This is a genomic window from Mesorhizobium sp. M1078, from assembly GCF_040318615.1.
In the GTDB taxonomy this organism is placed as follows: Bacteria; Pseudomonadota; Alphaproteobacteria; order Rhizobiales; family Rhizobiaceae; genus Mesorhizobium.
Window position 1 is genome coordinate 100,872 of record NZ_JAMYMP010000016.1, and the last position, 24,491, is coordinate 125,362.

A 24,491-nucleotide genomic window follows, 5' to 3' on the forward strand; every position below is an offset into this window, starting at 1 on the left:
CCTCGGAACAAAAGAGCAGGTCGGCGTCCGGTCGCACCGACCCCACCCGACCGCTTCGCGGCCACCCTCCCCTCGAGGGGGAGGGCTATCCGCGCCCGGTTTGTCAATCGATCGCCCTCAGCACTTCTCTGACATGGTCGATCAATTCGTTGATCTGGCCCTTGGTGATGATCAGTGGCGGCGACAGCGCGATGATGTCGCCGGTGGTGCGGATCAGCGCGCCGCGCTCGAACGCCTTGACGAAGGCCGAGAAGGCCCGCTTGGTCGGGCTGCCGGCGATCGGCGCCAGTTCGATCGCGCCGATCAGGCCGATATTCCTGATGTCGATGACATGCGGCTCGTCCTTCAGCGAATGCAGCGCATCTTCCCAGTAGGGCGCCAGTTCCTCGCCGCGGGTCAGCAGGCCCTCTTCCTTGTAGGTGTCGAGCGTGCCGAGTGCCGCGGCGCACGCAATCGGATTGCCCGAATAGGTGTAGCCGTGGAAGAACTCGATCATGTGCTCGGGGCCGGTCATGAAGGCGTCGTGGATTTCCTTCTTCACGAACACCGCGCCCATCGGGATGACGCCGTTGGAGACGCCCTTGGCGGTGGTCATGATGTCGGGCGTGACGCCGAAATAATCCGCTGCGAACGGCGCGCCGAGACGGCCGAAACCGGTGATGACCTCGTCGAAGATCAGCAAAATGCCGTGCTTGGTGCAGATCTCGCGCAGTTTCTGCAGATAGCCCTTCGGCGGCAGGATGACGCCGGTGGAGCCGGCGACCGGTTCGACGATGACGGCGGCGATGGTCGAGGCGTCATGCAGGGCAACGATGCGCTCCAGCTCGTTGGCGAGTTCCGCGCCATATTCCGGCACGCCCTTGGAGAAGGCGTTCTTTTCCGGCAGATGCGTGTGCGGCATGTGGTCGACGCCGCCGAGCAGCGTGCCGAACATCTTGCGGTTGGTGACGATGCCGCCGACCGAGATGCCGCCGAAATTGACGCCGTGATAGCCGCGTTCGCGGCCGATCAGGCGGGTGCGCGCGCCCTCGCCCTTCACACGGTGATAGGCGATCGCCATCTTCAGCGCCGTTTCGACCGATTCCGAACCGGAATTGGTGAAGAAGACATGGTCCATGCCCTTGGGCGCGAGATCGACCAGGCGGTTTGCCAGTTCGAACACGATCGGGTGTCCCATCTGGAAGGCCGGCGCATAGTCGAGTTCGGCCGCCTGATGCTGGATCGCTTCCGTGATCTTGGGACGGCAATGGCCAGCATTGACGCACCACAGGCCGGCGGTGCCGTCGAGCACCTTGCGGCCGTCGCTGGTGGTGTAGTGCATGTCCTTGGCGGACACGAACATGCGTGGCGCCTGTTTGAACTGCCGGTTCGCGGTGAACGGCATCCAGAATGCGCTGAGATCGTTCGGCGTGACTTTCAGCCGGTTGGACATGACCAAGACTTCCCCTTGTAACCTGTTTCTGTGCGGCTAACGCTTGGTCTTTCCAAAGCTTGGTCTTTGCTGCGTTTTCATGCTACGCAAATTTTTGACCGATTGGACAAACGTTAGCACCGCCCTGTCGGCGGTCAAGGGATTACTAGCGGAAATGCGGCCTGCGAAGTGCGCTCCACGGGTAAGAGAAAAACTGGTCCAGAGAATTGGTCCAGATGAACCCTGCGGCCAAGGCTTGCAGGGGTGAGCGGCGCCATGGAAGGCTCAGCCCCTCGCCGCACCCGCATCCAGCAGGAAAAGCGCGAACTGATCCTGGAGGCAGCCCTCGAAGTCTTCTCCGCCAACGGCTTTCGCGGTTCGACCATCGACCAGATCGCCGAGGCCGCCGGGATGTCGAAGCCGAACCTGCTCTACTATTTCCGCCGCAAGGAAGACATCCACGAAACGCTGATGGAGCGGCTGCTGGCGACGTGGCTGGCGCCGCTACGTGAACTCGACGACATCGGCGACCCCCTGACCGAGCTCAGGAGCTACATCCGGCGCAAGCTCGAAATGGCGCGTGATTTTCCCAGGGAAAGCCGGCTGTTCGCCAACGAGATCCTGCAAGGCGCGCCGCGCATCATGCCGCTGCTGGCGGGTGAGCTGAAAACGCTGGTCGACGAGAAGGCCAACGTCATCAAGGGCTGGATGCGCGCGGGAAAAATCGCCCGCACCGATCCCTGGCACCTGATCTTTTCGATCTGGGCGACGACGCAGCACTATGCCGATTTCGATGTCCAGGTCCGTGCCGTTCTCGGCGCCGATCGCGGCGGCGACGGCCGCTTCGAGGATGCGGCGCGGTTTCTGGAGCAGTTGTTCATTGATGGGCTGAAGCCGAAGGGCTGACCTTGGGCGTCAGGCGCTGCGGCGCTCCGCCGGCATCGCCTCAAGCAAATTCTGCAGCTTCTCGATCGAATTCTGTTCGGCCAGCGGCGTGTAGACGATCAGCTTCATGTCCGAGCCGTCGTCGATCGACAGGCTCATATGCTCGAACGTCATGGCGCCGGCTCTCGGATGTCGGACATGTTTCACCCCCGACAATCGGCGTGCCACGTCGCGTTGCGGCCACCAGTCGCGAAACTCCGGACTTGAGCGCGTCATAAGCACGATCAGCCGCTCGAAATCCGCATCGCCCACATAGCGGGCGCTTTCCGCCCGGAACGAGGCCAGCACGGTGCGCGCCAATTGCTCCCAGTCAACCAGCAGGCGCCGGTGATGCGGATTGGTGAACACCATGTGGACGATGTTGCGGGCGTCGCCCTCTAGCAGGCCATAATCACCGAACACCGCTACCGCCGCCGGATTCCAGGCCAGCACATCCCAGCGCCGCCCGACGACATAGGCCGGCTGCAGCACCAGGCTCTCCAGCATATGCATTAGCGGGCCATCGACCTTTTCCGGCGCAGCCACGCGGTTCTCCGGTTGCTGGCGGCCTGCCAGGATGAACAGATGCCGCCTTTCAACGGCGTCGAGGCGCAGCGCTTCGCTGAGCGCCGCTAGCACCTCCACCGAGGGTCTGACCTCGCGCCCCTGCTCTAGCCATGTGTACCAGGTGGTGCCGACGCCGGCGATCATCGCCACTTCCTCGCGACGCAAGCCTGGCGTGCGTCTCCGCAGGCCGGTCGCGATGCCGGTGGCGGACGGCGTCAATCTTTCGCGGCGCGAGCGCAGGAAGGCGCCAAGCTCGCGCCGGCGGCTGTCTTCAGCGGAGTGCGTGGGGGCATCCATGAGAGCTATTATAGCAGTATTGATACCAGGATAAAGTTTGAACTGTTTGGGCTGGGTCAGGCGCCCCATCTTCCATCCAGAGAGATGGAGGCTCTGAATATGGATCTGAAAGACAAGACAATCCTCATCACCGGTTCGACCGACGGCGTCGGCCGTGTCGTCGCGCAAAGGCTGGGCGCCGGCGGCGCGCACGTGCTGGTGCATGGCCGTGACGCGGCTCGCGGCAAGGCAACCGTCGCAGAAATCGAATCCGCCGGCGGCAAAGCCGAGTTCCTCGCCGCCGACCTCGCCTCGCTAGCCGAGGTCCGCCGCCTTGCCGAGGCCGTACGCGCAAAAACCGACCGGCTCGACATCCTCATCAACAATGCCGGCATCGGCACGGCCGGCGCCAAGCGACAGCTCAGCGCCGACGGCTTCGAACTGCGCTTTGCGGTCAACTATCTCGCCGGTTTCCTGCTGACCTCGGAACTGCTGCCGCTGCTCAAGGCGAGTTCGCCGGCGCGCATCATCAACGTCGCTTCGGCCGGCCAGCAGGCGATCGATTTCGGCGATGTCATGCTGACACGTTCCTATGACGGCGTGCGCGCCTATTGCCAGAGCAAGCTGGCGCAGATCCTGTTCACCATCGACCTGGCCGGAGAGTTGAAAGGCAGCGGCGTCACCGTCAACGCTCTGCATCCAGCGAGCTACATGAACACCACCATGGTCCGCCAAGCCGGCGTGACGCCATGGAGCTCGGTCGAGACCGGCGCCGACGCCATTCTCAACCTCGCGACATCGCCCGCCCTGGAGGGCCGCAGTGGCCTCTATTTCGACGGCCAAAAGGAATCCCGCGCCGAAGCACAAGCCTATGACGCCAAGGCCAGACAGCAATTGCGAACCCTGAGCCTCGACTTCGTCGGCCAGGCTTCCCCACAATCGAAGGAACAGCATTCATGACCGGCAAGATCGAACACACGGTCGTCGTCGGCGGCTCGTCCGGCATCGGCCTGGCAACGGCGCGAAAACTGCTGGGCCCAGGCATGAAGGTGACCATCACCGGACGAAACCAGGACAAGCTCACCAGCGCCTGGAAGAGCCTCGGCGGCGCCGCCGAAAAAGCTGCCTTCGATGCTTCGAAGCCGGACGAAGTCCGCCAGTTCTTTGGGGAACTCGGACCGTTCGATCACCTCGTGCTGGCTGCCAGCGGCGGCAAGGGACTTGGGCGGTTCGAAACCCTCGACCTCTCAGACATCGCCGGCGGCGTCGACGAGAAAGTCAGGCCGCAGCTGTCCTGTTTGCAGGCAGCCTTGCCGACGCTCAACAGATCGGGATCGGTCACCTTCATCTCGGCGGTGTCGGCACAATTGTCGGCGCCCGGCGTGGCTGGCATTGCCGCCGTCAACGGCATGCTGCTGACGGTGGTGCCGATCCTGGCGGTCGAACTGAAGCCTCTGCGCGTCAACGTCGTGGCGCCCGGCGTCATCGACACGCCATGGTGGGATTTTCTGGCCGAAGACCAGCGGCAGGCGGTGTTCAGCGAATATGCCGGCAAAACCCCGGTGGGCAGGATCGGCCGCGCCGAAGACGTCGCCGGCGCAATCGCGTTCCTCGTCTCCAACGGCTTCATGACCGGCCAGGTGCTGACCTGCGACGGCGGCCTGCGCTACGCGGCGTGACCTTACAGCGACTGCGCGATCAGCGTGAGAAGGCCTCCGGCCAGTGCGACGTTGCCTACGAAACCGTTGATGCGCGACGCCCGGTCCGGGCCCTGATGGTCCCAGAAATTGTGGAACATCGGCGTGGCGACGATGAGAAACAGCAGCAGCACGGCGCAGGCGGTCGCAGTCCACAGGCCGGCCATCAACAGCGCGCCGGCAATGGTCTGCAGGACGATGCCGGCCCACAACGCCAATCTCGCCTGCGGCACGCCGCGCGCGGTCATCAGCCCTGTCAGGAAGGTCTCGTTCTGAACATTGCGCAGGCCGGCGAAAACGAAGGCGCCGCCGAGCAACAGGCGGCCGAGAAACAAAAAGGTCGAAGGCAAATCGACAGGCATGAAATCTTCCCCGTACTTAAGCATGAAACAGGTGGAGCGCCGCCCTTTCGACGGCGCTCCATGACTAACCGGACGGTCAGGCTGCTTTGGCAGCCGGCATCGGGTGAATGGCGTGGAACGGGATGCAGAGCCGGTTCCAGGTGTTGATCATGCCGATCGCGACCGACAGCTTGACCAGTTCCTCTTCCGAGAAGTGCTCGAGCGTGCGGGCATAGAGTTCGTCCGAAACGCCATTGTTGGCGATCAGGGTCGTTGCCTCGGTCCAGGCAAGGGCCGCGCGTTCACGTTCGGAAAACAGCGGCGATTCCTGCCAGGCCGAAACCAGATAGAGCCGTGTCTCGGTTTCGCCGTCGCGCCTTGCCTCGCGGCTGTGCATCTCGACGCAGTAGGAGCAGCCATTGATCTGCGAGGCGCGGAGCTTGATCAAATGCAGCAGGCTCACTTCAAGCCCGCATTCGTCGACCGCCTTGTTGAGCGCTGACACCGCCTTCATGATTTCCGGCGCCTTGGCAAAGAATTGCAGTCTCTGTTTCATCGTCTTTCCTTTCTGTCTGGCGGGGGTTAACTTTGCTTGGCTGCAGCGGGTTTCTGCGGCCGCTGATGGCGCGCGACAAAGGCACAGCTGGCGGCAAACGATCGCGGATCGCCTTCGGCCTTGTAGTCAGCCAGGATGTCGGACAACCGGGTTTCCGCGAGGGCCGCGCGATAGGCGCGCTCGGCCTTCAGCATCGCGGCATTGATGCCGCACGGCTTCACATAGGCCGAAGCATCGATCTTGACCGGGCCGCGCTGGCGGATCTCGCCGCAGCGGAAGGCCGGCTCGCGACCCTCGACCGCAAGCACGATATCGAGCAGCGTGATGCGCTCGGCCGGACGCGCCAGCCGGTAGCCGCCCGCCGGTCCCGGCACCGATTCCAGGATGCGCGCAGCCGTCAGCTGGTTCAGATGTTTCAGCAGATAGCTCGGCGACAGGCCGAAGGACTCTGCCAAAGCAGCACCCGGTATCGTGCTGTTGCCCTCCACGCTGGCCAGTGTGGCCGCGCAATGGATGGCCGCTTCTACACCCTCGCCCAGCTTCACGATGTTGCGCTCCTATTCATGGATATCTTTTATCCTAGATAAATTTTATCTGCAATAGGGAAATGCGGAAATTCACATATAGCAATGGCTTCACAGAACTTGGGCATCCCGGTCTGCGGCCTGCACACATTTCCGGGCGGCTGGTCTGTGGCGATAGCGTGTATGGCGGCTTGGCGCATGCATTGTCTTATATTGCGCTGATCGACCCCCACTCCGTCTCGGCTTCGCCGAGCCACCTCTCCCCCGATCGACGGGGGAGAGGAACGGCGCCAAGTTTTTTGCCGTCCAACGTTCGTCCAGTAAAGCTCCCTTCCTTTCCCTCCGGAGGGAGGAAAGGCGGCGCTGCGAAGCAGCGACGGATTGGGGGAACCACGTGGCAACCAAGCCCTCACGCCGACCAGTCACAGAAGATGAGTGCACAACGTAGACGTCGATCGGGGCGAGGAACCCAAGTCTACTCCGCAGCCACCTTGGCCATCGGGTTGTTCGGGTGTGTCGTCCAATTGGCATAGACCGGCGACACCGGCTTGCCGGTGCGCTGGTCCATCACGCCGGCGGCCAGCGGCTCCATGGTGATGCAGTTCTCGACCGGGCAGACATTGACGCACAGATTGCAGCCGACGCATTCGGCCTCGATCACCTCGAAATGCCTGACGCCGTCGACCATGTTGGTGATTGCCTGGTGCGAAGTGTCCTCGCAGGCGATGTGGCAGCGGCCGCATTTGATGCAGGCGTCCTGATCGATACGCGCCTTGGCGATGTAATTGAGGTTGAGATACTGCCAGTCGGTAACATTGGGCGTGGCGCGGCCGACAATGTCGTCGAGCGAGGCGTGGCCTTTCTCGTCCATCCAGTTTTCGAGACCGGCGATCATCTCCTGCACGATCTTGAAGCCGTATGTCATCGCCGCCGTGCACACCTGCACATTGCCGGCGCCGAGCGCCATGAATTCAGCCGCATCGCGCCAGGTGGTGATGCCGCCAATGCCGGAGATCGGCAGGCCGCGCGTTTCCGGATCGCGGGCGATCTCGGCCACCATGTTCATGGCAATCGGCTTCACCGCCGGGCCGCAATAGCCGCCATGCGAGCCTTTGCCGTCGATGGTCGGCTGCGGCGCGAAACTGTCTAGGTCGACGCCGGTGATCGAGTTGATGGTGTTGATCAGCGACACCGCGTCGGTTCCGCCGGAGAGTGCGGCGCGCGCCGGCTTGCGCACATCTGTGATATTCGGCGTCAGCTTGGTGATGACAGGCATGCGGGTGTTGGCCTTGCACCAGCGCACTACCATTTCGATGTATTCAGGCACCTGGCCGACAGCCGCGCCCATGCCGCGTTCCGACATGCCGTGCGGGCAGCCGAAATTGAGCTCGATGCCGTCGGCTTCGGTCTCCTCGACCACCGGCAGGATCGCCTTCCAGCTTTCCTCGACGCATGGCACCATCAGTGAGACGACGATGGCGCGGTCGGGCCAGTCCTTCTTGACCTGTTTGATCTCGCGCAGATTGACCTGCAAATCGCGGTCGGTGATCAGCTCGATATTGTTGAGGCCGAGCAGGCGCCGGTCGGCCCCCCAAATCGCGCCATAACGCGGGCCGTTGACGTTGACCACCGGCGGACCTTCTTCGCCCAGCGTCTTCCACACGACGCCGCCCCAGCCCGCCTTGAAGGCGCGGATGACATTGTAGGCCTTGTCGGTCGGCGGCGCCGAAGCCAGCCAGAACGGATTGGGCGATTTGATGCCGACGAAATTGTTGCGGATGTCTGCCATGACAGGTCCCTTTCAACCGAGACGAAGGAGCATTTCCACGGGTGCGAGAATGCCGCCTTTAAGCGCGGGGGTGAGGTTGGCGATCTTGGTGCCGGCGTTCTCGCCCATGATAAGATTAACGCCAGGCGGCGGCTTTTTTCCTTCCGCCTGCGCCGCAGCCATGCGCGCCCGTATCGTGTCGAAAAATTCGATGGCGAAGGCGCCACGAGGGCGCTCGGCGGTTACAGAGAACCCCGCGGCGGCGGCAGCCGAACGATAGTCGTCGGGCGTGGCAACGAAGGACATGCTCTCGTCGGATGCCCATGGCAGCGGATAGGTCAGCGCACCTGCCTTGAGCCGCATCACATCGTAGACGGCAAAGACGCCGCCCGGCTTGAGCACACGCGCCGCCTCGCTCATCAGCTTTTTCTTGTCGGGAAGATTCATGCCGACATGCAGGATCATGGCCGTATCAAAGCTTTTGTTGCTGAACGGCATGTCGAGCGCGCTGCCCTGCACGAACCGGACTTTGTCGGCCATTCCCACCCGCTTCGACAGGCTGGTCGCGATGTCGACATAGCTTCGCGTCAGATCAATGCCGGTGACATCGGCGCCGGCATTGTTGGCGGCGAAGCGGGCTGGACCACCCACGCCGGAACCAATGTCGAGCAGCCTGGCCCCCGGCTTCAAACCCATCTGGCCGATGAGTTCCCTGGTGGCGGCGATACCGCCAATGTGGAACTCGTCGACCGCTTCGAGATCGCCAGCGCGTAGATGGGCAATTTCCACGCCGGTATCGGCGAGCACGGCAAGAATGTGCTGCTCAAGATCCGAGACGTCGTAGTGACGCGCGATGCCTGATTCCACTGAGGCCATGATCTCTATCCCTGTGCCAGACTCCGGTTGATGCTCTCCGCCGCATCGCGGCCTTGCGCGACGGCCGATACCGTCAAATCGTCGCCGCCAAAAATGCAGTCGCCGCCGGCCCAGACATTGGCGAGCGAGGTGCGCCCTTCTGCGTCGACCTTGATGCGGCCGGCTTCGAGTTCGATCGCAGCACCGCTGCCGTTAAGTGCCGCCGGCACAAAGCTCTGGCCGATCGCCTTGAACACCTGGTCGGCGGCCAGCGTCAGCCGCTCGCCGGTGCCGACAAGCGTGTCGCCGTTCATCGCTGTGTATTCGAGCTCGATGCCCGACACTTTGCCACCTTCGACAATGACCCGCTTCGGCTGCAGCCAGTGGCGGATGGTGACGCCGTTGGCCGCGGCCAGATCCTGCTCGAACTCGGAGGCGTTCATGTGCTCCTGGCCGCGCCGGTAGCAGATCGTCACCTCCTCGGCGCCGAGCAGCTTCGACTGCACCGCGGCATCGATCGCCGTCATGCCGCCGCCGATGACGACGACGCGCCGGCCGACCGGCAGGCTCGCGAGATCGCTGACCTGGCGTAGCTCGGCGATGAACTCGACCGCATTGACAACGCCATCGGCGTCCTCGCCATCCGCGCGCAACGCATTCACGCCGCCTAGCCCCATGCCGAGGAAGACGGCATCGTAATTCAGGATCAGGTCCGACAGCTGGTAGTCGCGGCCGAGCGCCTTGCCGTTATGGATATCGATGCCGCCGATCCCCGTGACATAGTCGACCTCGGCCTGGGCGAAATTGTCGATGCTCTTGTAGGCGGCGATGCCATATTCATTGAGGCCGCCGGCCTTCGGGCGGGCTTCCAGAATGGTGACGTCATGGCCCTGGCGGGCGAGCCGGTGGGCCGCGGCAAGACCGGCCGGTCCGGCGCCCACGACGGCGACCGACTTGCCGGTCGATTCAGCGCGCGGATAAAACTGCTTGTGCTCGGCCATGGCGACATCGGTGGCGTAGCGTTGCAGGCGGCCGATCTGCACCGGCTTGCCTTCCGCCACCTCGCGCACGCAGACCTCTTCGCAAAGCGTCTCGGTCGGGCAGACGCGGGCGCACATGCCACCCAGTATGTTCTGGTCGAAAATCGTCTTGGCCGAACCGATCGGGTTGCCGGTCGATATCTGGCGGATGAACAGCGGAATGTCGATCGAGGTCGGGCATGCATTCATGCACGGCGCGTCGTAGCAGAAATAGCAGCGATCGGATTCGACCAGCGCTTCGTGGTGATCGAGCGGCGGATGCAGATCGGAAAAATTCTCGGCGTACTGGTCGGCGGCAAGCCGGCCGCCGGCAATGCCGTCCTTGAACTGGCCTTCTGGCATCGTCAGTTCCCCTGTTTTCGTTTTGGGGAAGGCTAGCACGTTTTATTTTTTTATCAATTGGTCAATTTTCGACCCAAGCCGCTGAAAAGATTAGCTGATAATATGATTTAGTTGCTCATGTTATGAGTGACGGTTGCGTCCTCAAAGAGGGGAGCGCGACAAGCTCCAAGTCGCGGCAAGCTGTTCCAGGCCAGCGCGAAATGATAGGGCGCTTGAGCACGATGCGCGGCTTTCATTCAACGGAGAAGGCGATGACCGATGATAGGGAGACGGCTCACCGGTGGGAGCCCGTGGGAGATTTACCTCTGGCTGCCTGTCAGGTGTGGCGTCTAAAATCCGACAATAACTTTGAGCTGACCGTCGAAGGCGACTTCGGGACATCGGAACGAACTCTCAAGATCGATTTTCAGGGGTAGTAGCCCTGGCTGCCCATGATGACATGCTGGGACTGACCAAAATCCGTGCGGACACCTCGATCCCATTGATTGGATCTGGCAGGCAAGCCTCCTACAGGTGGCCGATCCTGCGAGTGGAGAACTCGCACTGGTTGCGATCGACACTTGGCCCGACAGAAGACTATACGCATTTTCTGCTGCTCAGTCTCGAATGCACGGTTGAGGTCATTGCTCGTGAAGCCACTCCTTCTTGGATCTGATCACCCGGGGAGCGAAACGCCTTGAAACCGCATACGCTCCGGCACAGGCCAAGATTGGTGGCTGTTCGCTACGAAGGTGCCAGCTGTAGGCTGGCATCTGAGCGGCCGCCATGGATCGACCTGATCTCGTCGGCAACCAGTTGCTGCAGCCGCCACAGATTGCGGTCGCGGATGCCGAATTCCTCGAGGTGGCTGACGGTGTTGTAGAGATATTCCGCGCCCGAGCCGACATGGCCGCAGGCTCTGGCAAGCACCCCCGCCACCGTGTCCAGCGGCTGCCCGAGCGACGTTCCCCTGCCGGTCACCCCGACCCAGAAGCCGAGCGCCCGTATCCGGCCCTGCTCCGTGCGCACGGGAACCCACCGGACCGAGCTGACACTCTCATGGTCGTCGATCTCGCGCCGCAGCAGTCTTTCGATCTGCTGCGGCTTGTCGCCGTCGGGCAGGCGGTAGATGACGCCGTCGCATCGGCCGCCGCGTTCGAGCGCCATCATCAGCCCCGGCTGCGCGACGCTGCCGCGCCAGCGCACCATGTCGAGGCAGAAGGAGCGATGCCAGCCAAACGCAGTGGCGCGCTGGCGTTCGACGGACTCGAAAGCCGGCTTCCAGATCAGCGAGCCATAGGCGAACACCCATAACGGCCCCGCATCGGCTTCGTCGGAGAGCTGTAAGGCAAGCGTGCGAAAATCCTCGTCGTTCAGCTGCGTCCAGCTGCCGTCCGGCCCGGGATCGACCTCTTCGCGATGACACAGTGACACAAGCTCAGGCGTGAGCGACATAAGGCGCATGAAACGACTACCCCTCGTTTGCCCAAGGAAAGTCGAAAACCGCCGCACGTGCAAGGCGTCGAGCGGGACGAAGTGCGGAACGATGTGTCAACGCAGCCGTTGAACTTTCTCCGCTTCGCTGTCGGATTCGCGTCGCTGAAACGTCCTTTGATGGATCGGACGACGATCTATGCATGAAGGTGAGGAGACCGAAAATGCCGAAATCCCCAATGCCCTTCTTCTGGTACGAGTTGATGACCAGCGACCTCGATGCGGCGCAAGCGTTCTACACCAGCGTGGTCGGCTGGCGGGCCGAGCCCTTCGACAAGGCGCCCGGCATGCCGCGCTATATCGTGGTGAACTCCGCCGAGCGTGGCGTCGGCGGGCTGATGACCCTGCCCGAGGAAGCGGCCAGGACGGGTCTGAAGCCGGCCTGGTTCGGCTATATCCACACCAGCGATACCGATGCCTCGACCGAGGCACTGAAAGCCGCCGGCGGGGCTGTTCACCGCGAACCCGACGACATTCCCGGCGTCGGCCGTTTCTCCGTCGTCGCCGACCCGCAAGGCGCCGCCTTCATGTTCCTGCAGCCCAATGGTCCCGACCAGCCCGTCCTTCCGGCAACGACGCCGGGCCATGTCGGCTGGCACGAGCTTTATGCGGCCGACCGCCAGAAGGCCTTCGATTTCTACTCAAGCCAGTTCGGCTGGACTGATGCCGGTAGCATGGACGTCGGCGAGATGGGCATCTATCAGACCTTCTCGGCCGGCCCTGAATCCGGCGGCGGCATCATGAACAAGCCGCAACAGCTGCCGGTGCCGGTCTGGCTGTTCTACTTCAATGTCGACGCCATCGACGCAGCCGCCAAACGCGTCACCGACAATGGCGGCAAGATTGTCATGGGTCCGATGCCGGTGCCGACCGGCCAATGGATTGCCCAGTTCACCGATCCGCAAGGCGCTTATTTCGCGCTGATCGCGCCCGGCCGCTGATCCCCTCCGGTACTCGCCTGCACGGAACTGCTCTCATCGCGCCGCCGGTGCGATGAGAGGCGTCCGGGCGCGGTCACTCCGGCGCCAGCACCGCGACCTTGAGGTTCTCTTTCTTGGCGCCGCTGAGCTGGATCGTGGCTGCGCCAGGCGTCAGCTTGAAACGCACGCTCTTGCGGATGCCGGGGCAGGTCTTCACGCCGCTGAAACCCGCTGATTTCACGGCCTGGCCATCCTGAATGACGTCGACCCAAGCTTCGTCGGACAGGCTGATCTGTAGCTCTCCCTCGGGCGGCACGGCCACAACCGCCGTTGCGCCAAACGTGCCGGCTGCCGGCGCGCGTTCCGGCGGGACGGCAAAGCTGACCGTGTCGGCCGCTGCCAGCGTGAAATCGGCCGCCTGCCCGACCGCCAGGGAAGCGCCGGACTGCGCGGCGGGCGCTGCCGGAAACAGTTCCTGCTCGCGTGTCACCGGCCATTTGAAGGCATCACAGCCGCTGTCAGCTGCCATGGCGAAACTGGTGCTTGCAAGGATTGCGAACAGGCTGAGGGCGACTTTTTTCATGACGAAGGGAACCCATTTGGTTTGGAGTGTCTACACGCAGAGATACAACCATAACGATACATATGCAACCATAACGAGAACAAATTTCGAAGTCCAGACTGGAAATGATTTCCAATCACCGATTGTTGATGACAGGCCACGGGAAGTGAATGGTCCAAGGCCGGGCGATAATCTATGGCCGGGCCGCAGGGTTGGAAAAATGGAGTTTTAGATGAAGCTTTTTGACGGTCTCGCCAGATTTCAGCCGCAGGCCCTCGGCGTCCTGCGCATCATGACGGCCCTGCAGTTCATCGAGCATGGCTCGCAGAAACTGTTCAATTTCCCGGTCAGCGCCGAGCCGCACGCCCTCAACGGCCTGACGACGACGGCCGCCATTCTCGAATTCGCCGGCGGCATCTTGCTGGCGCTCGGTCTGCTCACCCGCCCGGTTGCCTTCCTGTTGGCCGGCGAGATGGCCATCGCCTATTTCATGGCGCACTACCCGCGCGACTTCTTCCCGGTCAACAACAGCGGCGACGCAGCGATCTCCTTCTGCTTCATCTTCCTCTATCTGGTGTTCGCCGGCGCCGGCGCCTTCGCGCTCGACAACCGCCGCAGCACCTGACGCGCCTGATGCATGTCGCCCAAAAGTGCGCAGCGGTTTTGGGATAACGACTTGCACAAAACAAGAATCTGAAGCGCCTCGGCGAAGCCGAAGCGCTTCAGGCGCGCATTCGCTCGAAGTTCGCGTCAAAGAGCGGCGCTGCCTGAACGCGCGCCGCGTGGCGCTTGCCCAAAAGTTCGATCTCGAAGCCGTCGCTCTCATCGGCGATCTCCTTCGGCACATAGCCGATGGCGACGGATTTTTTCGAGTGATGCGCATAGCCGCCCGACGTCACCCAGCCGCGCACCGCGCCATCGTACCAGATCGGCTCGTCGCCGATGACATCGGCATCGTCGGCATCGAGGATGAACGTGCGCAGCCTGAGCTTGCCGCCCTGCTTGCGCTCGGCAAGAGCGCCGGTTTTACCGATGAAATCGGCATCCTTGCCATAGGCGACGAAACGGTCGAGCCCGGCCTCCAGCGGCCCGTAGATCGGCCGGTATTCGCGCGCCCATGAGCCGTAGTTTTTCTCCAGCCGCAGCGCATTGAGCGCGCGCGAGCCGAACAGGCCGAGGCCGAATTCCTCGCCTGCCGCCATCAACGCCTGGAAGGCAGCGCGCTGATATTCCGGCGCCACCCAGATCTCGTAGCCGAGATCGCCGGTGTAGCTGACGCGGCTGACCAGGCACGGCGCCATGCCGATGTCCATTTTCGCGACGGCCATGAAGGGGAATGCGGTGTTGGCGACATCCGCGCGGCTGACCTTTGCCAGCACCTCCCTCGCCTTGGGTCCGGCGATCGCCAGACCGGTCAGTTTCTGCCCCAGCGCCTCCATGCGCACTGAGCTATCCGCAGGTAAATGCGCCTCGAACCAGCGCATATGATACTGCTCGGCGATACCGGAGCCGGCGATGAACCACTCGGTCCCGTTGGAATTGGGGGCACCGATATTGGCCAGCGTGAAATCGCCGATGAGCTTGCCGTCATCCTTCAGCATCGGCGCCAGCGTCATGCGGCCTGGCTTGGGCAACTTGCAGGCGAAAATGCGATCGAGCCAGTTCGCGGCCCCCTCGCCGGTCACCTTGTATTTGGCGAAGTTCGAAATCTCCGCCAGGCCGACGCTCTCACGAACCGTCGCAACCTCATTGGCGACCTGGGAAAAATCGCTGGACCGACGCCACGAGAACTCGTCCTTGACGCCCTCCGGCGCATACCACAGCGGCACTTCCAGCCCATAGGACACACCCCATTGCGCGCGCCTGGCCGACAGCAAATCGTAGATCGGCGTCGTCTTCAGCTGCCGCCCGGCGGGCAGTTCCTCATTGGGGAAGCGGATCGAGAAGCGGCGCGAATAATTCTCGCGCACCTTTGCATTGGTGTAGGCTATCGTCGCCCAGTCGCCGTAGCGCGCCACATCCATGGCCCAGATGTCGGCGCCGGGATCGCCCTCGATCATCCAGTTGGACAGCGCCAACCCAACGCCCCCACCCTGGCTGAAGCCCGCCATGACGCCGCAGGCGACCCAGAAACCCGGTAGCCCGCGCACCGGCCCAACCAGCGGATTGCCGTCCGGTGCAAAGGTGAAGGGCCCGTTGATGATCTGCTTGATGCCGGTCCTCTCGAAGGCCGGGAAATGCCGGAAGCCGACCTCGAGCGACGGCGCGATGCGGTCGATGTCCGGCTCCAGCAGTTCATGGCCGAAATTCCACGGCGTCTGGAATTCGGACCAGACCTTGTTGGCCTTCTCATACGTGCCCATCAGCATGCCGCCGCGCTCCTGGCGCAGGTACAGCTCACCATCGAAATCGACGGCATGGATGATCTCGGTCCCGGTCTTGGCGTTCCACGCCGCCACCTCGGGCATATCCTCGGTGATCAGGTACATGTGCTCCATTGCCAGCACCGGCAGCTCCAGCCCGACCATGCGGCCGACCTCGCGCGCCCATAACCCGCCGGCATTGACGACATGCTCGGCCACCACTTCGCCCTTGTTGGTGATGACGCGCCACATGCCGTCGGGCCGGCGCACAATGTCCTCGACCTTGGTGAAGCGCTCGACCTCGGCGCCCAGTTTCCGCGCGGCCTTGGCATAGGCATGCGTAACGCCGGAGGGATCGAGATGGCCGTCCTCCTTGTTGCGGACGGCGCCGACGAATTGTTTCGGGTCGAGCAGCGGCATCAGCTCGGCCGCTTCATTGGCCGATATCTCCTCGAGGTCGATGCCGAGGTAACGCCCCTTGGCGACGACGCCGCGCAGCCAGTCGAGCCGCGCCTCGGTTGCCGCCAGAAGCACGCCGCCGGTCAGATGTACGCCGGTCGCCTGTCCCGACAGCTCCTCGATCTCCTTGTAGAGCGAGATCGTGTATTTCTGCAGCTTGGCGACGTTGGGGTCGCCATTGATCGTGTGCATGCCACCGGCCGCATGCCAGGTCGAGCCGGAGGTCAGCTGGTCGCGCTCCAAAAGCACGACATCGGTCCAGCCATGACGCGCCAGATGGAACAGCACGGAGCACCCGACGACGCCACCGCCAATGACCACGACCTTTGCATGCGATTTCATGAGTTTTGCTCTGTTATCAACGAGTTGGGAACGTAGGATGAATCGGAAAAGGAAGCGCCAAGCGACCCCCCTCTGGCCTGCCGGCCATCTCCCCCTCAAGGGGGGAGATCAGCAGCGTCTGCATCGCCGCTTTCTTTTCAGCGTTGGTGATTGGCGAAGGAAGACGTAACAGCCAATCTCCCCCCATGAGGGGAAGATGCCCGGCAGGGCAGAGGGGGGTGCCGCGCGCCGATGTTGAAAAAGTCATGGCTCGCCCTGCCCGATCGCTTCCTTGCGCCTGGCCATGTATGCCTCCAGCGCCTCGCGCACGGCGATGTCCATCACCGGCTCGACATAGTCTTCCAGCGCCTTCTTCCACAGCCGGGTCGCGCGCGCCGTGGTGTCGAGGCCGCCGGCTTCCTGCCAGGCCTCGTAATTCTGCCAGTTGGACAGCATCGGCTGGTAGAAGGCGGTGGCATAGCGTTCCAGCGTGTGCGGTTCGCCGAAGAAATGGCCGCCGGTCGGCACCGCGCCCAGCGCCTCGACAGCAAGCTCCGCCTCGTCGACGACGATCGGGCGCAGGAATTCCATCATGTGCTGGATCATCTCGACATCGATGATGAGCTTTTCGAACGATGCCGTCAGCCCGCCCTCCTGCCAGCCGGCGGCGTGGTAGACGAGGTTGCCGTGGCCGAGCACAGCGCCCCACAGCGCCATCAGCGTCTCGTAGGCGCCTTGCGCGTCCGCCGCATTCGATGCCGACCCCGGCGTCGTGCGGTAGGGCAGACAATAGCGCCGCGCCAATTGCCCCGAGGCGATATTGGCCTTGGTGTTCTCCGGCGTGCCGAAGGCCGGCGCGCCCGACTTCATGTCGACGTTGGAGGTGAAGGCGCCGTACATCACCGGCGCGCCGGGGCGCACCAGTTGCGTAAGCACCACGCCGAACAGCGCCTCGGCATTCTGCTGCGCCAGGGCGCCGGCGAGCGTCACCGGGCTCATCGCGCCCATCAGCGTGAACGGCGTCACCGCGACCGACTGGCCGAACTCGGCCATGGTCATCAGCCCTTCGGCCATCATCTCGTCGAAACGGCGCGGCGAGTTGACCGAGATGATGGTGGCAATGCCGGGATCATCGCGCATTTCGTCCAGCGTCAGCCCGCGCGCGATTGCCATCATCTCGATACCGTCCAGCGCCCGGCCTCGTCCGATCGCCGAGACATGGAAGGATTTGTCGGTCAGCGTCAGATTGGTGAAATAGGTATCCATGTGCCTGGTGTTGGCCGGCAGTTCCACCGGCGCGCAGACCTGGTTGCCGAGCATGTGGATGCAGTTGAAATGCTGCGCCAGCCGGGTGAGATCGGCATAGTCGCGCAAGTTTCCGGCGCGCCGGCCGCGCTCCATGTCGTGCACATTGGGCGGCCCGGCGACGAGGGTGAAATTGATCGTGTTGCCGCCGAGATAAATGGTGTTGGCGGGGTTGCGCGGCGTCAGCCGGTAGCTGGACTGCGTGGTCTTCAGCGCCTCGGCGACAAGGCCCCGGTCGATGCGGACGTTCGCCGTTGCATGGTCGACCTTTGCGCCCGCCTTCTCGAACAGCGCCAGAGCCCGCTGAGACATCACCTCGATGCCGAAATTTTCCAGAATATGCATCGACGCCTGGTGGATCGTTTCGACCTGGTCGACTGAGAGCATCGCCATCGGCGGATAGGGATTGGTCACCCGCCGCAGTGGAAGTTGCGGGATGGCGGCAGGCCCCCGGTTGCTGGTTCGCTCCGCGCCGCGCTTGCGTCTTGGTTCATTCATGCCTGGCATCAGAGCGCCGGCATCCGGACATCGCTGTCAGAAATCCGCCCTTGGCGGACGTGATTTTAGCCAAGGCGGCATTTTTGAATTCTGACGGAGATAAAGGCGACGCGAAAGGTCGGAATAATGATACAGGCCCACTGAGCGCAGCCAGGCCGGCAAGCCGTTAAGAAACGCCGAAAGATTCCCTTTATGATTTCGGCCTATTCGTTTTCCAATGCGTAGTTCGAGTTTGAGTAAAATTGTAGCGGTTGGCGTGCTGCTGGCTTTGCCGGCCTGCGCGACGCCGCCCAACCATATCAACAATGTCTGCGCCGTCTTCGACCAGAACGACGGCTGGTTCGACAACTGGCAGTCGGCCGCCGAGCGCGCCTCGCAGAAATACGGCGTCCCCGTCCCCGTGCTGATGGCGACGGTGCGCAAGGAATCCGGCTTCAAGAGCAATGCCAGGCCGCCGCGTACCAAACTGCTCGGCTTCATTCCGTGGAAACATGTCTCGTCGGCCACCGGTTTCTCGCAGGCGCTCGACGGCACCTGGTCGCAATATCAGAGCGAAACCGGCAGCTGGGCGGCGCGGCGGACCAAATTTGCCGATGCCGTCGATTTCGTCGGCTGGTATCATTCCAAGACATCAGACACGTTCGGCGTCGCCCGCAACGACACCTACAATCTCTATCTCGCCTACTATCTCGGCTGGACCGCCTACGGCCGCGGTAACCGTGGCGATGCCGGCGTGCAGGGCTATGCCAGGGCGACCGAAAAGATGGCCCGCGACTATGCCGAACAGCTGCGGCAATGCGGCAGCTGACGTTGCCAAGCGGTCTTGCAGCCACGCAGTTTGCGATCGAAGCGGAACTCAGCCATTCATTCGCTTGGGATCAGGTGGAGGATCGACCTTCCTCCCTTTACCGCTGCCGTTGACAGCTTTCGGTCAAACGTCGCCAATTGGCCGTCACGCGCCTTGGCGAGTCCCAACAGATAGCTATCCGTTACCTGTGCCGGGGTGAGGATCCTGGCTGCATCGATGTCGTTGGAACCGACAAGGCTGATCTCGTCAGGCCAGAACTGATGTCCTGAAAGGGCATGCAGCTTGCCGACAATCTGCGCCACCACGGCGGGCGAACCCGGAGAATTGGGGTATTTCGGGTTGCTTACAATCCTGATGACGCCATTCTCGGTAATGGGACATGTTGCCCATGATAAATGCCCGGTGGATTGGAACCACCGATGGGCATCTTCATGCGCGACGTGAGCCGGATCGATCAACGCAACCAACACATTGACGTCGAGCAGGAAGGTCACGGCAATTCGTCGCGAAGCGCATTGACCATTTCGAGATCGACCATCGGGCCGTCGGGCCGCGATGCAAGCAAGGGGATGCCGTTGCGTTCACCGCGGGTCGGTGGCCTGCGCAGTGAGCGGCGAGCCAGATCGGAAATGACATCGCCAACGCTGCGATCCTGCTGTCGCGCCATGGCCTTGGCGGCAAGGAGGACATCGTCATCGATTGCAAGTGTGGTTCTCACAATATGCTCCCTATCGCGCATCAAACATCACGCATCACATAAAGCAATGGACAGCAATATTCAAGCGAACGTAGCTGTCGTTCCTTGAGCTATGGCGACGCTGCGGCAATGCGCCAACGAGCGGCATTGCCTCTATGGCTGGTCAGCTCGGCTTCTTGCCATGCGGGCGCTTCGGCGGTTCGCCGGCGAAACCGGGGCCGATCCCATCCGGTGCGTCTTCCGGCACGCCCTCACGCGCTGCGTGTTCCTTGTCGAACTTGATCACCGGCTCCATCGTCGCCAGCACATCGTCCGACAGCCAGCACAGGCTCATATGGCCATCGCCGAGATGCTTCACCGGCGGCACCTTGGTCTCGCACAGATTGTCCGGCACCAGCCTCTTGTAGCCGCAGCGCGTCTGGAACGGGCAGCCGCTCGGCGGGTTCATTGCGGACGGGATATCGCCTTCAAGCACGATGTGCCGTTTGACCACGCTGGTGTCGGCGATCGGGATCGCCGACAGCAGCGCCTCTGTGTAGGGGTGATAGGGTGGCGCGAAGATCTGGTCGGTCGTGCCCTGCTCGACGATGTAGCCGAGATACATGACGACGACCCGGTCGGCGATGTAGCGCACGACGGACAGATCGTGGCTGATGAACAGCATCGTCGTCTTGTTCTTGCGCTGGATGTCCATCAGCAGCTCGGTCACCGCCGCCTGCACCGAGACGTCGAGTGCCGACACCGGCTCGTCGGCCACCACCACCTTGGCATCGCCGGCAAAGGCACGCGCCACGCCGATGCGCTGCTTCTGGCCGCCTGAGAGCTGACGCGGCTTGCGCGTCTCGAAGGCCCGCGGCAGCTTCACCAGGTCGAGCAGCTCCAGCATGCGCTTGCGCCGCTCGGCGACATTGTTGCCGACTTTGAATTTTTCCAGCGTGCGGATGATCTGCGAACCGACGGAGTGGCTGGGATTGAGTGTATCGAACGGGTTCTGGAACACCATCTGGATCGACGACACCGTTTCGACGCTGCGCTTCTCGATGCCGGTCGACTGGATCTCCTTGTTGCCCAGCGTCACTGTGCCGGCACTTGCCGTCTCCAGCCCCAGCAGGACCTTGGCCAGTGTCGACTTTCCGCAGCCGGACTCGCCGACGATGGCGACGGTCTCGGATTCGCGGGCCATAAACGAGATCGTCTCATTGGCCTTGACCACGCGGCCTTCGCTGGAGCCGAACACTTCGCTGCCGCCGACCTTGTAGTATTTTCTCAAATCCTCGATCTTGAGCACCGGGGCGCCGGGCACGACCTTCTCATTGACCTTCTTGGCGCCGGGCGGCAGCGCTTCCCAGTCGATCTCGTTGAAGCGCACGCAGCGCGAGAAATGCCCTTCGTGACCGGCGACCTCGATCATCGGGATTTCGGCGGCATTGCAGACGCCCTCGACGAAATGGTGGCAGCGCGGCCCGAAATTGCAGCCCTTGGGCCGCTCATGCGGCAGCGGCAACTGGCCGGGGATAGAGATCAGCGGCCGCGAATTCTTGTCGGCCCCCGGCAGCGGGATCGAACGGAACAGCCCTTGCGTATAGGGATGGCGCATCCGGTCGAAGACGTCCTTGATCTTGCCGGTCTCGACCGCTTCGCCCGAATACATCACCGTGATGCGGTCGCAGGTCTCGAGGATGAGGCCCAGATTGTGCGACACGAAGATCATCGACGTGCCGAACTTCTCGCCCAGCCCCTTGACCAGTTCGACGATGCCGGCCTCCACCGTCACGTCGAGCGCCGTCGTCGGTTCGTCGAGCAGAAGCAGCGCCGGCTTCGACAGCAGCGCCATGGCAATGACGATGCGCTGCTGCTGGCCGCCGGACAGCTGGTGCGGATAGGAACGCATCATGCGTTCGGGATCGGGCAATCTCACCGAGCGCACCATTTCGAGCGCCCTTTTGTAAGCTTCTTCCTTCGACACCTTGTCGTGGATCAGCGGCACTTCCATCAATTGCTGGCCGACCTTCATCGCCGGATTGAGGCTCGCCATCGGCTCCTGGTAGATCATGGCGATCTTGTTGCCGCGGATGGAGCGCAACTCCTCGTCGGACAGCTCGCCCATGTCCTTGCCCTGGAACTTGATCTTGCCGCCGACGATCTTTCCGATGTTGGAGAGGTCGCGCATGATGCCGAGCGACACGGTCGACTTGCCGCAGCCGGACTCGCCGACGATGCCCATGGCTTCGCCCGGCATCACCGTGCAGGAAAAGTCCATGACGGCAGGGATCTCACCCTTGCGGGTGAAGAAGGAGATCGACAGGTTCTCGATCTCGATGATCGGCGCAGCGCTTGGCCCAAGGGTCGGGTTGCCGGGATTTCGAACTGCCTCATTCATGGGTCGCTCCAATCCTATTTTCATGCTCGCGGCGCCGAAACCCGCAGATCAGTCTTTCATCGATTGTTCGCGCAGCGAGTCGGCAAGCAGGTTCAAGCCCAGCACGAACGACATCAGCGCGATTGTCGGCGGCAGCGCCGGATGGATGAAGGAGCGCAGCAGGCGGCTGGCGTCCTTGATTGCGGTGCCCCAGTCCGGGCTCTCCGGCGCCAGGCCCAGCCCGAAATAGCCGAGCGTGCCGAGCAGGATCGTGGTGTAGCCGATGCGCAGGCAGGCATCGACGATCAGCGGCCCGCGCGCATTGGGCAGGATCTCCCACAGCATGATGTACCAGGGCGATTCACCGCGCGTCTGCGCCGCCGCCACATAGTCGCGCGTCTTGATGTCCATCACCAGGCCGCGCACGATGCGGAATACGCCGGGGCTGGAGGCGAACACCACCGCCACGAAGATGTTGAGCTGGTTGGGATCGATGTGGATGATCTTGAACGGATCGGCGTCGAACACCAGGCCGGCATAGACCCAGCCGCCGATGATCAGCGTCAGCCCGAGCAATATATAGAGGCGGTCCGGCCGGTTCTTGTAGCGCGTCCAGAACAGCACCGAAAAGAAGATGATCGGGAACAGGAAGAACAGCCCGGCCATGGCGTAGGGGATCGGCGTATCCATGATGCCCGGCGTCACCAGCAGGTAAAACAGCAGGATCACCGGGAAGGCCAGCACCAGATTGGCCAGGAAGGACAGCACAGTGTCGATCCGGCCGCCATAGTAGCCGGCGGGCAGACCGAGCGTAATGCCGACCATCAGCGCGAAACCGGTCGCAGCCGGTGCGATGATCAGCACGATCTGGCTGCCATAGACCATGCGCGAAAAGACATCGCGGGCGAGCTTGTCGCCGCCGAAATAGTAGATGAGTTTCGATACCGGCTCGAGCGCGCCCGGCAGCGCATCCTTCATGATCGGGACCTGGGCGAGCGGATCGAAGGGCGCGACGGTCGACGCGAAGATTGCCGTGAACAGCCAGAACAGGCAGATGCCGACACCCACTATGCCGACGCCGCTATCGAACAGCTGGCCGTAGAGGCCGAGCCTTTTCTTGTAGGCGAAGCTCGCTCCCATCACCAGGGCAAGCCCTAACCAGACCGGCCAGAAACGCCCAATCACGCCGAGCACGACATTGAAGGCACCGATATATTCGACCTGCATCTGCCCCAGCCCCCTATTGAACTCTGATACGCGGATTGAGGAACGCGTAGCCGACATCCGAGATGAGCTGCGTGATCAGCACGATGAACACCGAGACCAGTGAACAGCCAAGCAGCAGATCGATGTCGTTGTTGCCGGCGGCTTCGACCAGCGTGTAGCCAAAGCCCTGGTAGCGGAACATCACCTCGACGATGACGACGCCGGTAAGCAGCCAGGGAAATTGCAGCATGATGACGGTGAACGGCGCGATCAGCGCATTACGCAGCGCGTGCTTGACGACGACGCTGCCGAAGGAAAGCCCCTTCAGCCGGGCGGTGCGGATATATTGCTGCGTCATCACCTCGACCATCGAGGCGCGCGTCATGCGGGCGATGTAGCCGATGCCGTAGATCGCCAGCGTCATCACCGGCAGGGTGAAATTGTAGAAGGTGATGCCCTGGCTTGCCGAGGCGGCCGAACCGTTCAGCCAGCCGAGCCAGGAGGCGAAGATGACGGTGAAGATGACGCCGGACACATATTCGGGCGTCGCCGTCGACGCGATCGAGGCGACGGACAGCGTTCGGTCCGTTCGCGAGCCCTCGCGCATGCCGGCCAGGATGCCGATCAGCAGCGAAATCGGTACCATCACCAACAGCACGCAGAGCATCAGAATGCCGGTGGCGGCGAGTGCGGGGAAGAGCTTTGACGCAACGGAGGTTTTGAACTTCGTCGAGCAGCCGAAATCACCTTCCAGGATGCCGGAGAATTTCGGCTCCAGCGGATCGTTGCAGAAGGAGAAACGCTGCGTCGGCTTGCCGGTCGCCGGATCGGTCACCGGTTGCTTCGGGACGACGCCCAGCCATTGCCCGTAGCGCACGAAGAAGTTCTGCCGGTAGCCATGGTTGACCAGCCAGCTTTCGAGCTGTTCGGCCGATGTGTGCATTTCGGTCTGGCTGATCGCCAGCTTCTTCAAATTCGGCTCGAGGTTGATCAGGAAGAAGACGATCATCGTCAGGCACAGCATCGTCAATGCCATGGTGCCGAGACGCCGGATTACGAAAGAAAGCATGGCGGTCCCCTGCCGGTCTGGTTGGGGTTGGAGCCAGTTCGAAAAACCAGCTTTGCCGTTGCCGGCAGAGTTGGCCGTCAAATCGGCACTCGGATGCAATCAACCCAGTTTTATTGAACGGTCTTTCAGGAGAGTCCGCAACTTTTTGCT

General features: G+C 62.6%; 23 protein-coding genes. 6 read left to right on the plus strand and 17 right to left on the minus strand.

Annotated elements, in window-relative coordinates:
* Positions 1–103 precede the first annotated feature (103 nt).
* A complete protein-coding gene (aptA, locus tag NKH38_RS21020) occupies positions 104–1,432 on the minus strand; it encodes an omega-aminotransferase AptA (RefSeq protein WP_023705584.1) in 1,329 nt (442 codons plus the stop codon).
* Positions 1,433–1,687: 255 nt separating this feature from the next.
* On the opposite strand from aptA, the gene NKH38_RS21025 reads away from it, so the two are divergent.
* Positions 1,688–2,317: a TetR family transcriptional regulator C-terminal domain-containing protein gene (locus tag NKH38_RS21025; protein WP_023697053.1), complete on the plus strand. Its 630-nt coding sequence runs from the start codon at positions 1,688–1,690 to the stop codon at positions 2,315–2,317.
* 9 nt (positions 2,318–2,326) lie between these two features.
* Here NKH38_RS21025 and NKH38_RS21030 read toward each other — a convergent pair whose 3' ends face one another.
* Positions 2,327–3,199 carry a helix-turn-helix transcriptional regulator gene (locus NKH38_RS21030; protein ID WP_023729382.1) on the minus strand — a complete coding sequence of 291 codons (873 nt, stop codon included), beginning with the start codon at positions 3,197–3,199 and terminating at the stop codon, positions 2,327–2,329.
* A 99-nt stretch (positions 3,200–3,298) separates the two neighbouring features.
* On the opposite strand from NKH38_RS21030, the gene NKH38_RS21035 reads away from it, so the two are divergent.
* Both NKH38_RS21035 and NKH38_RS21040 read left to right on the plus strand, forming a co-directional pair.
* Positions 3,299–4,138 (plus strand): SDR family oxidoreductase, encoded by an 840-nt coding sequence (locus NKH38_RS21035; RefSeq protein ID WP_352761937.1) that lies wholly within the window; start codon positions 3,299–3,301, stop codon positions 4,136–4,138.
* A complete protein-coding gene (locus NKH38_RS21040) occupies positions 4,135–4,857 on the plus strand; it encodes an SDR family oxidoreductase (RefSeq protein ID WP_352761938.1) in 723 nt (240 codons plus the stop codon). The genes NKH38_RS21035 and NKH38_RS21040 overlap by 4 nt, the downstream gene beginning before the upstream one ends.
* Before the next feature lie 2 nt (positions 4,858–4,859).
* Here the strand turns inward: NKH38_RS21040 and NKH38_RS21045 are convergent, their stop codons facing one another.
* From NKH38_RS21045 to NKH38_RS21075, 7 genes are all read right to left on the minus strand, one after another.
* The gene (locus NKH38_RS21045) at positions 4,860–5,237 is read right to left on the minus strand and encodes a DoxX family protein (RefSeq protein ID WP_023687990.1); all 378 of its coding nucleotides are present in this window, start codon (positions 5,235–5,237) and stop codon (positions 4,860–4,862) included.
* 76 nt (positions 5,238–5,313) lie between these two features.
* A complete protein-coding gene (locus NKH38_RS21050; RefSeq protein WP_023690827.1) occupies positions 5,314–5,772 on the minus strand; it encodes a carboxymuconolactone decarboxylase family protein in 459 nt (152 codons plus the stop codon).
* A 26-nt stretch (positions 5,773–5,798) separates the two neighbouring features.
* Positions 5,799–6,317 carry an RrF2 family transcriptional regulator gene (locus tag NKH38_RS21055; protein ID WP_023687988.1) on the minus strand — a complete coding sequence of 173 codons (519 nt, stop codon included), beginning with the start codon at positions 6,315–6,317 and terminating at the stop codon, positions 5,799–5,801.
* A 454-nt stretch (positions 6,318–6,771) separates the two neighbouring features.
* Positions 6,772–8,085 carry an NAD-dependent dihydropyrimidine dehydrogenase subunit PreA gene (gene preA / locus NKH38_RS21060; RefSeq protein WP_352761939.1) on the minus strand — a complete coding sequence of 438 codons (1,314 nt, stop codon included), beginning with the start codon at positions 8,083–8,085 and terminating at the stop codon, positions 6,772–6,774.
* Between the two features lie 12 nt (positions 8,086–8,097).
* The gene (locus NKH38_RS21065) at positions 8,098–8,940 is read right to left on the minus strand and encodes a class I SAM-dependent methyltransferase (protein ID WP_352498853.1); all 843 of its coding nucleotides are present in this window, start codon (positions 8,938–8,940) and stop codon (positions 8,098–8,100) included.
* A gap of 5 nt (positions 8,941–8,945) precedes the next feature.
* Complete coding sequence (locus NKH38_RS21070; protein WP_352761940.1) at positions 8,946–10,301, minus strand: NAD(P)-dependent oxidoreductase; 1,356 nt, start codon at positions 10,299–10,301, stop codon at positions 8,946–8,948.
* 723 nt (positions 10,302–11,024) lie between these two features.
* Positions 11,025–11,744 (minus strand): gamma-glutamylcyclotransferase, encoded by a 720-nt coding sequence (locus tag NKH38_RS21075; protein WP_023699643.1) that lies wholly within the window; start codon positions 11,742–11,744, stop codon positions 11,025–11,027.
* A gap of 194 nt (positions 11,745–11,938) precedes the next feature.
* On the opposite strand from NKH38_RS21075, the gene NKH38_RS21080 reads away from it, so the two are divergent.
* Entirely contained in the window at positions 11,939–12,715 is a 777-nt protein-coding gene (locus tag NKH38_RS21080; RefSeq protein WP_023699644.1) for a VOC family protein, read from the plus strand.
* Between the two features lie 73 nt (positions 12,716–12,788).
* Here the strand turns inward: NKH38_RS21080 and NKH38_RS21085 are convergent, their stop codons facing one another.
* Positions 12,789–13,277 (minus strand): hypothetical protein, encoded by a 489-nt coding sequence (locus NKH38_RS21085; RefSeq protein WP_023729388.1) that lies wholly within the window; start codon positions 13,275–13,277, stop codon positions 12,789–12,791.
* Positions 13,278–13,488: 211 nt separating this feature from the next.
* Between NKH38_RS21085 and NKH38_RS21090 the strand changes: the two genes are divergently transcribed.
* Positions 13,489–13,881: a DoxX family protein gene (locus NKH38_RS21090; RefSeq protein WP_023729389.1), complete on the plus strand. Its 393-nt coding sequence runs from the start codon at positions 13,489–13,491 to the stop codon at positions 13,879–13,881.
* A gap of 97 nt (positions 13,882–13,978) precedes the next feature.
* On the opposite strand, the gene NKH38_RS21095 is transcribed toward NKH38_RS21090, so the two are convergent.
* Together NKH38_RS21095 and NKH38_RS21100 are read right to left on the minus strand one after the other, a co-directional pair.
* Positions 13,979–16,420 (minus strand): GcvT family protein, encoded by a 2,442-nt coding sequence (locus NKH38_RS21095; protein WP_352637196.1) that lies wholly within the window; start codon positions 16,418–16,420, stop codon positions 13,979–13,981.
* Between the two features lie 243 nt (positions 16,421–16,663).
* A complete protein-coding gene (locus tag NKH38_RS21100) occupies positions 16,664–18,202 on the minus strand; it encodes a trimethylamine methyltransferase family protein (RefSeq protein ID WP_023729390.1) in 1,539 nt (512 codons plus the stop codon).
* A gap of 217 nt (positions 18,203–18,419) precedes the next feature.
* Between NKH38_RS21100 and NKH38_RS21105 the strand changes: the two genes are divergently transcribed.
* Entirely contained in the window at positions 18,420–19,010 is a 591-nt protein-coding gene (locus NKH38_RS21105; RefSeq protein WP_352538895.1) for a transglycosylase SLT domain-containing protein, read from the plus strand.
* Between the two features lie 56 nt (positions 19,011–19,066).
* Here NKH38_RS21105 and NKH38_RS21110 read toward each other — a convergent pair whose 3' ends face one another.
* The 5 genes from NKH38_RS21110 to NKH38_RS21130 all read right to left on the minus strand — a co-directional run bounded on the left by NKH38_RS21110 (position 19,067) and on the right by NKH38_RS21130 (position 24,341).
* Positions 19,067–19,504, minus strand: coding sequence for a TA system VapC family ribonuclease toxin (locus NKH38_RS21110; protein ID WP_352761941.1), 438 nt, complete (start codon positions 19,502–19,504; stop codon positions 19,067–19,069).
* Positions 19,501–19,728 carry a CopG family transcriptional regulator gene (locus NKH38_RS21115; RefSeq protein ID WP_352761942.1) on the minus strand — a complete coding sequence of 76 codons (228 nt, stop codon included), beginning with the start codon at positions 19,726–19,728 and terminating at the stop codon, positions 19,501–19,503. Before NKH38_RS21115 ends, NKH38_RS21110 begins: the two co-directional genes overlap by 4 nt.
* Positions 19,729–19,870: 142 nt before the next feature.
* Complete coding sequence (locus NKH38_RS21120) at positions 19,871–22,087, minus strand: dipeptide ABC transporter ATP-binding protein (RefSeq protein WP_352761943.1); 2,217 nt, start codon at positions 22,085–22,087, stop codon at positions 19,871–19,873.
* A 48-nt stretch (positions 22,088–22,135) separates the two neighbouring features.
* Positions 22,136–23,293 carry an ABC transporter permease gene (locus NKH38_RS21125; protein ID WP_023668189.1) on the minus strand — a complete coding sequence of 386 codons (1,158 nt, stop codon included), beginning with the start codon at positions 23,291–23,293 and terminating at the stop codon, positions 22,136–22,138.
* A gap of 13 nt (positions 23,294–23,306) precedes the next feature.
* Entirely contained in the window at positions 23,307–24,341 is a 1,035-nt protein-coding gene (locus NKH38_RS21130; RefSeq protein WP_023668188.1) for an ABC transporter permease, read from the minus strand.
* Positions 24,342–24,491: the final 150 nt, after the last annotated feature.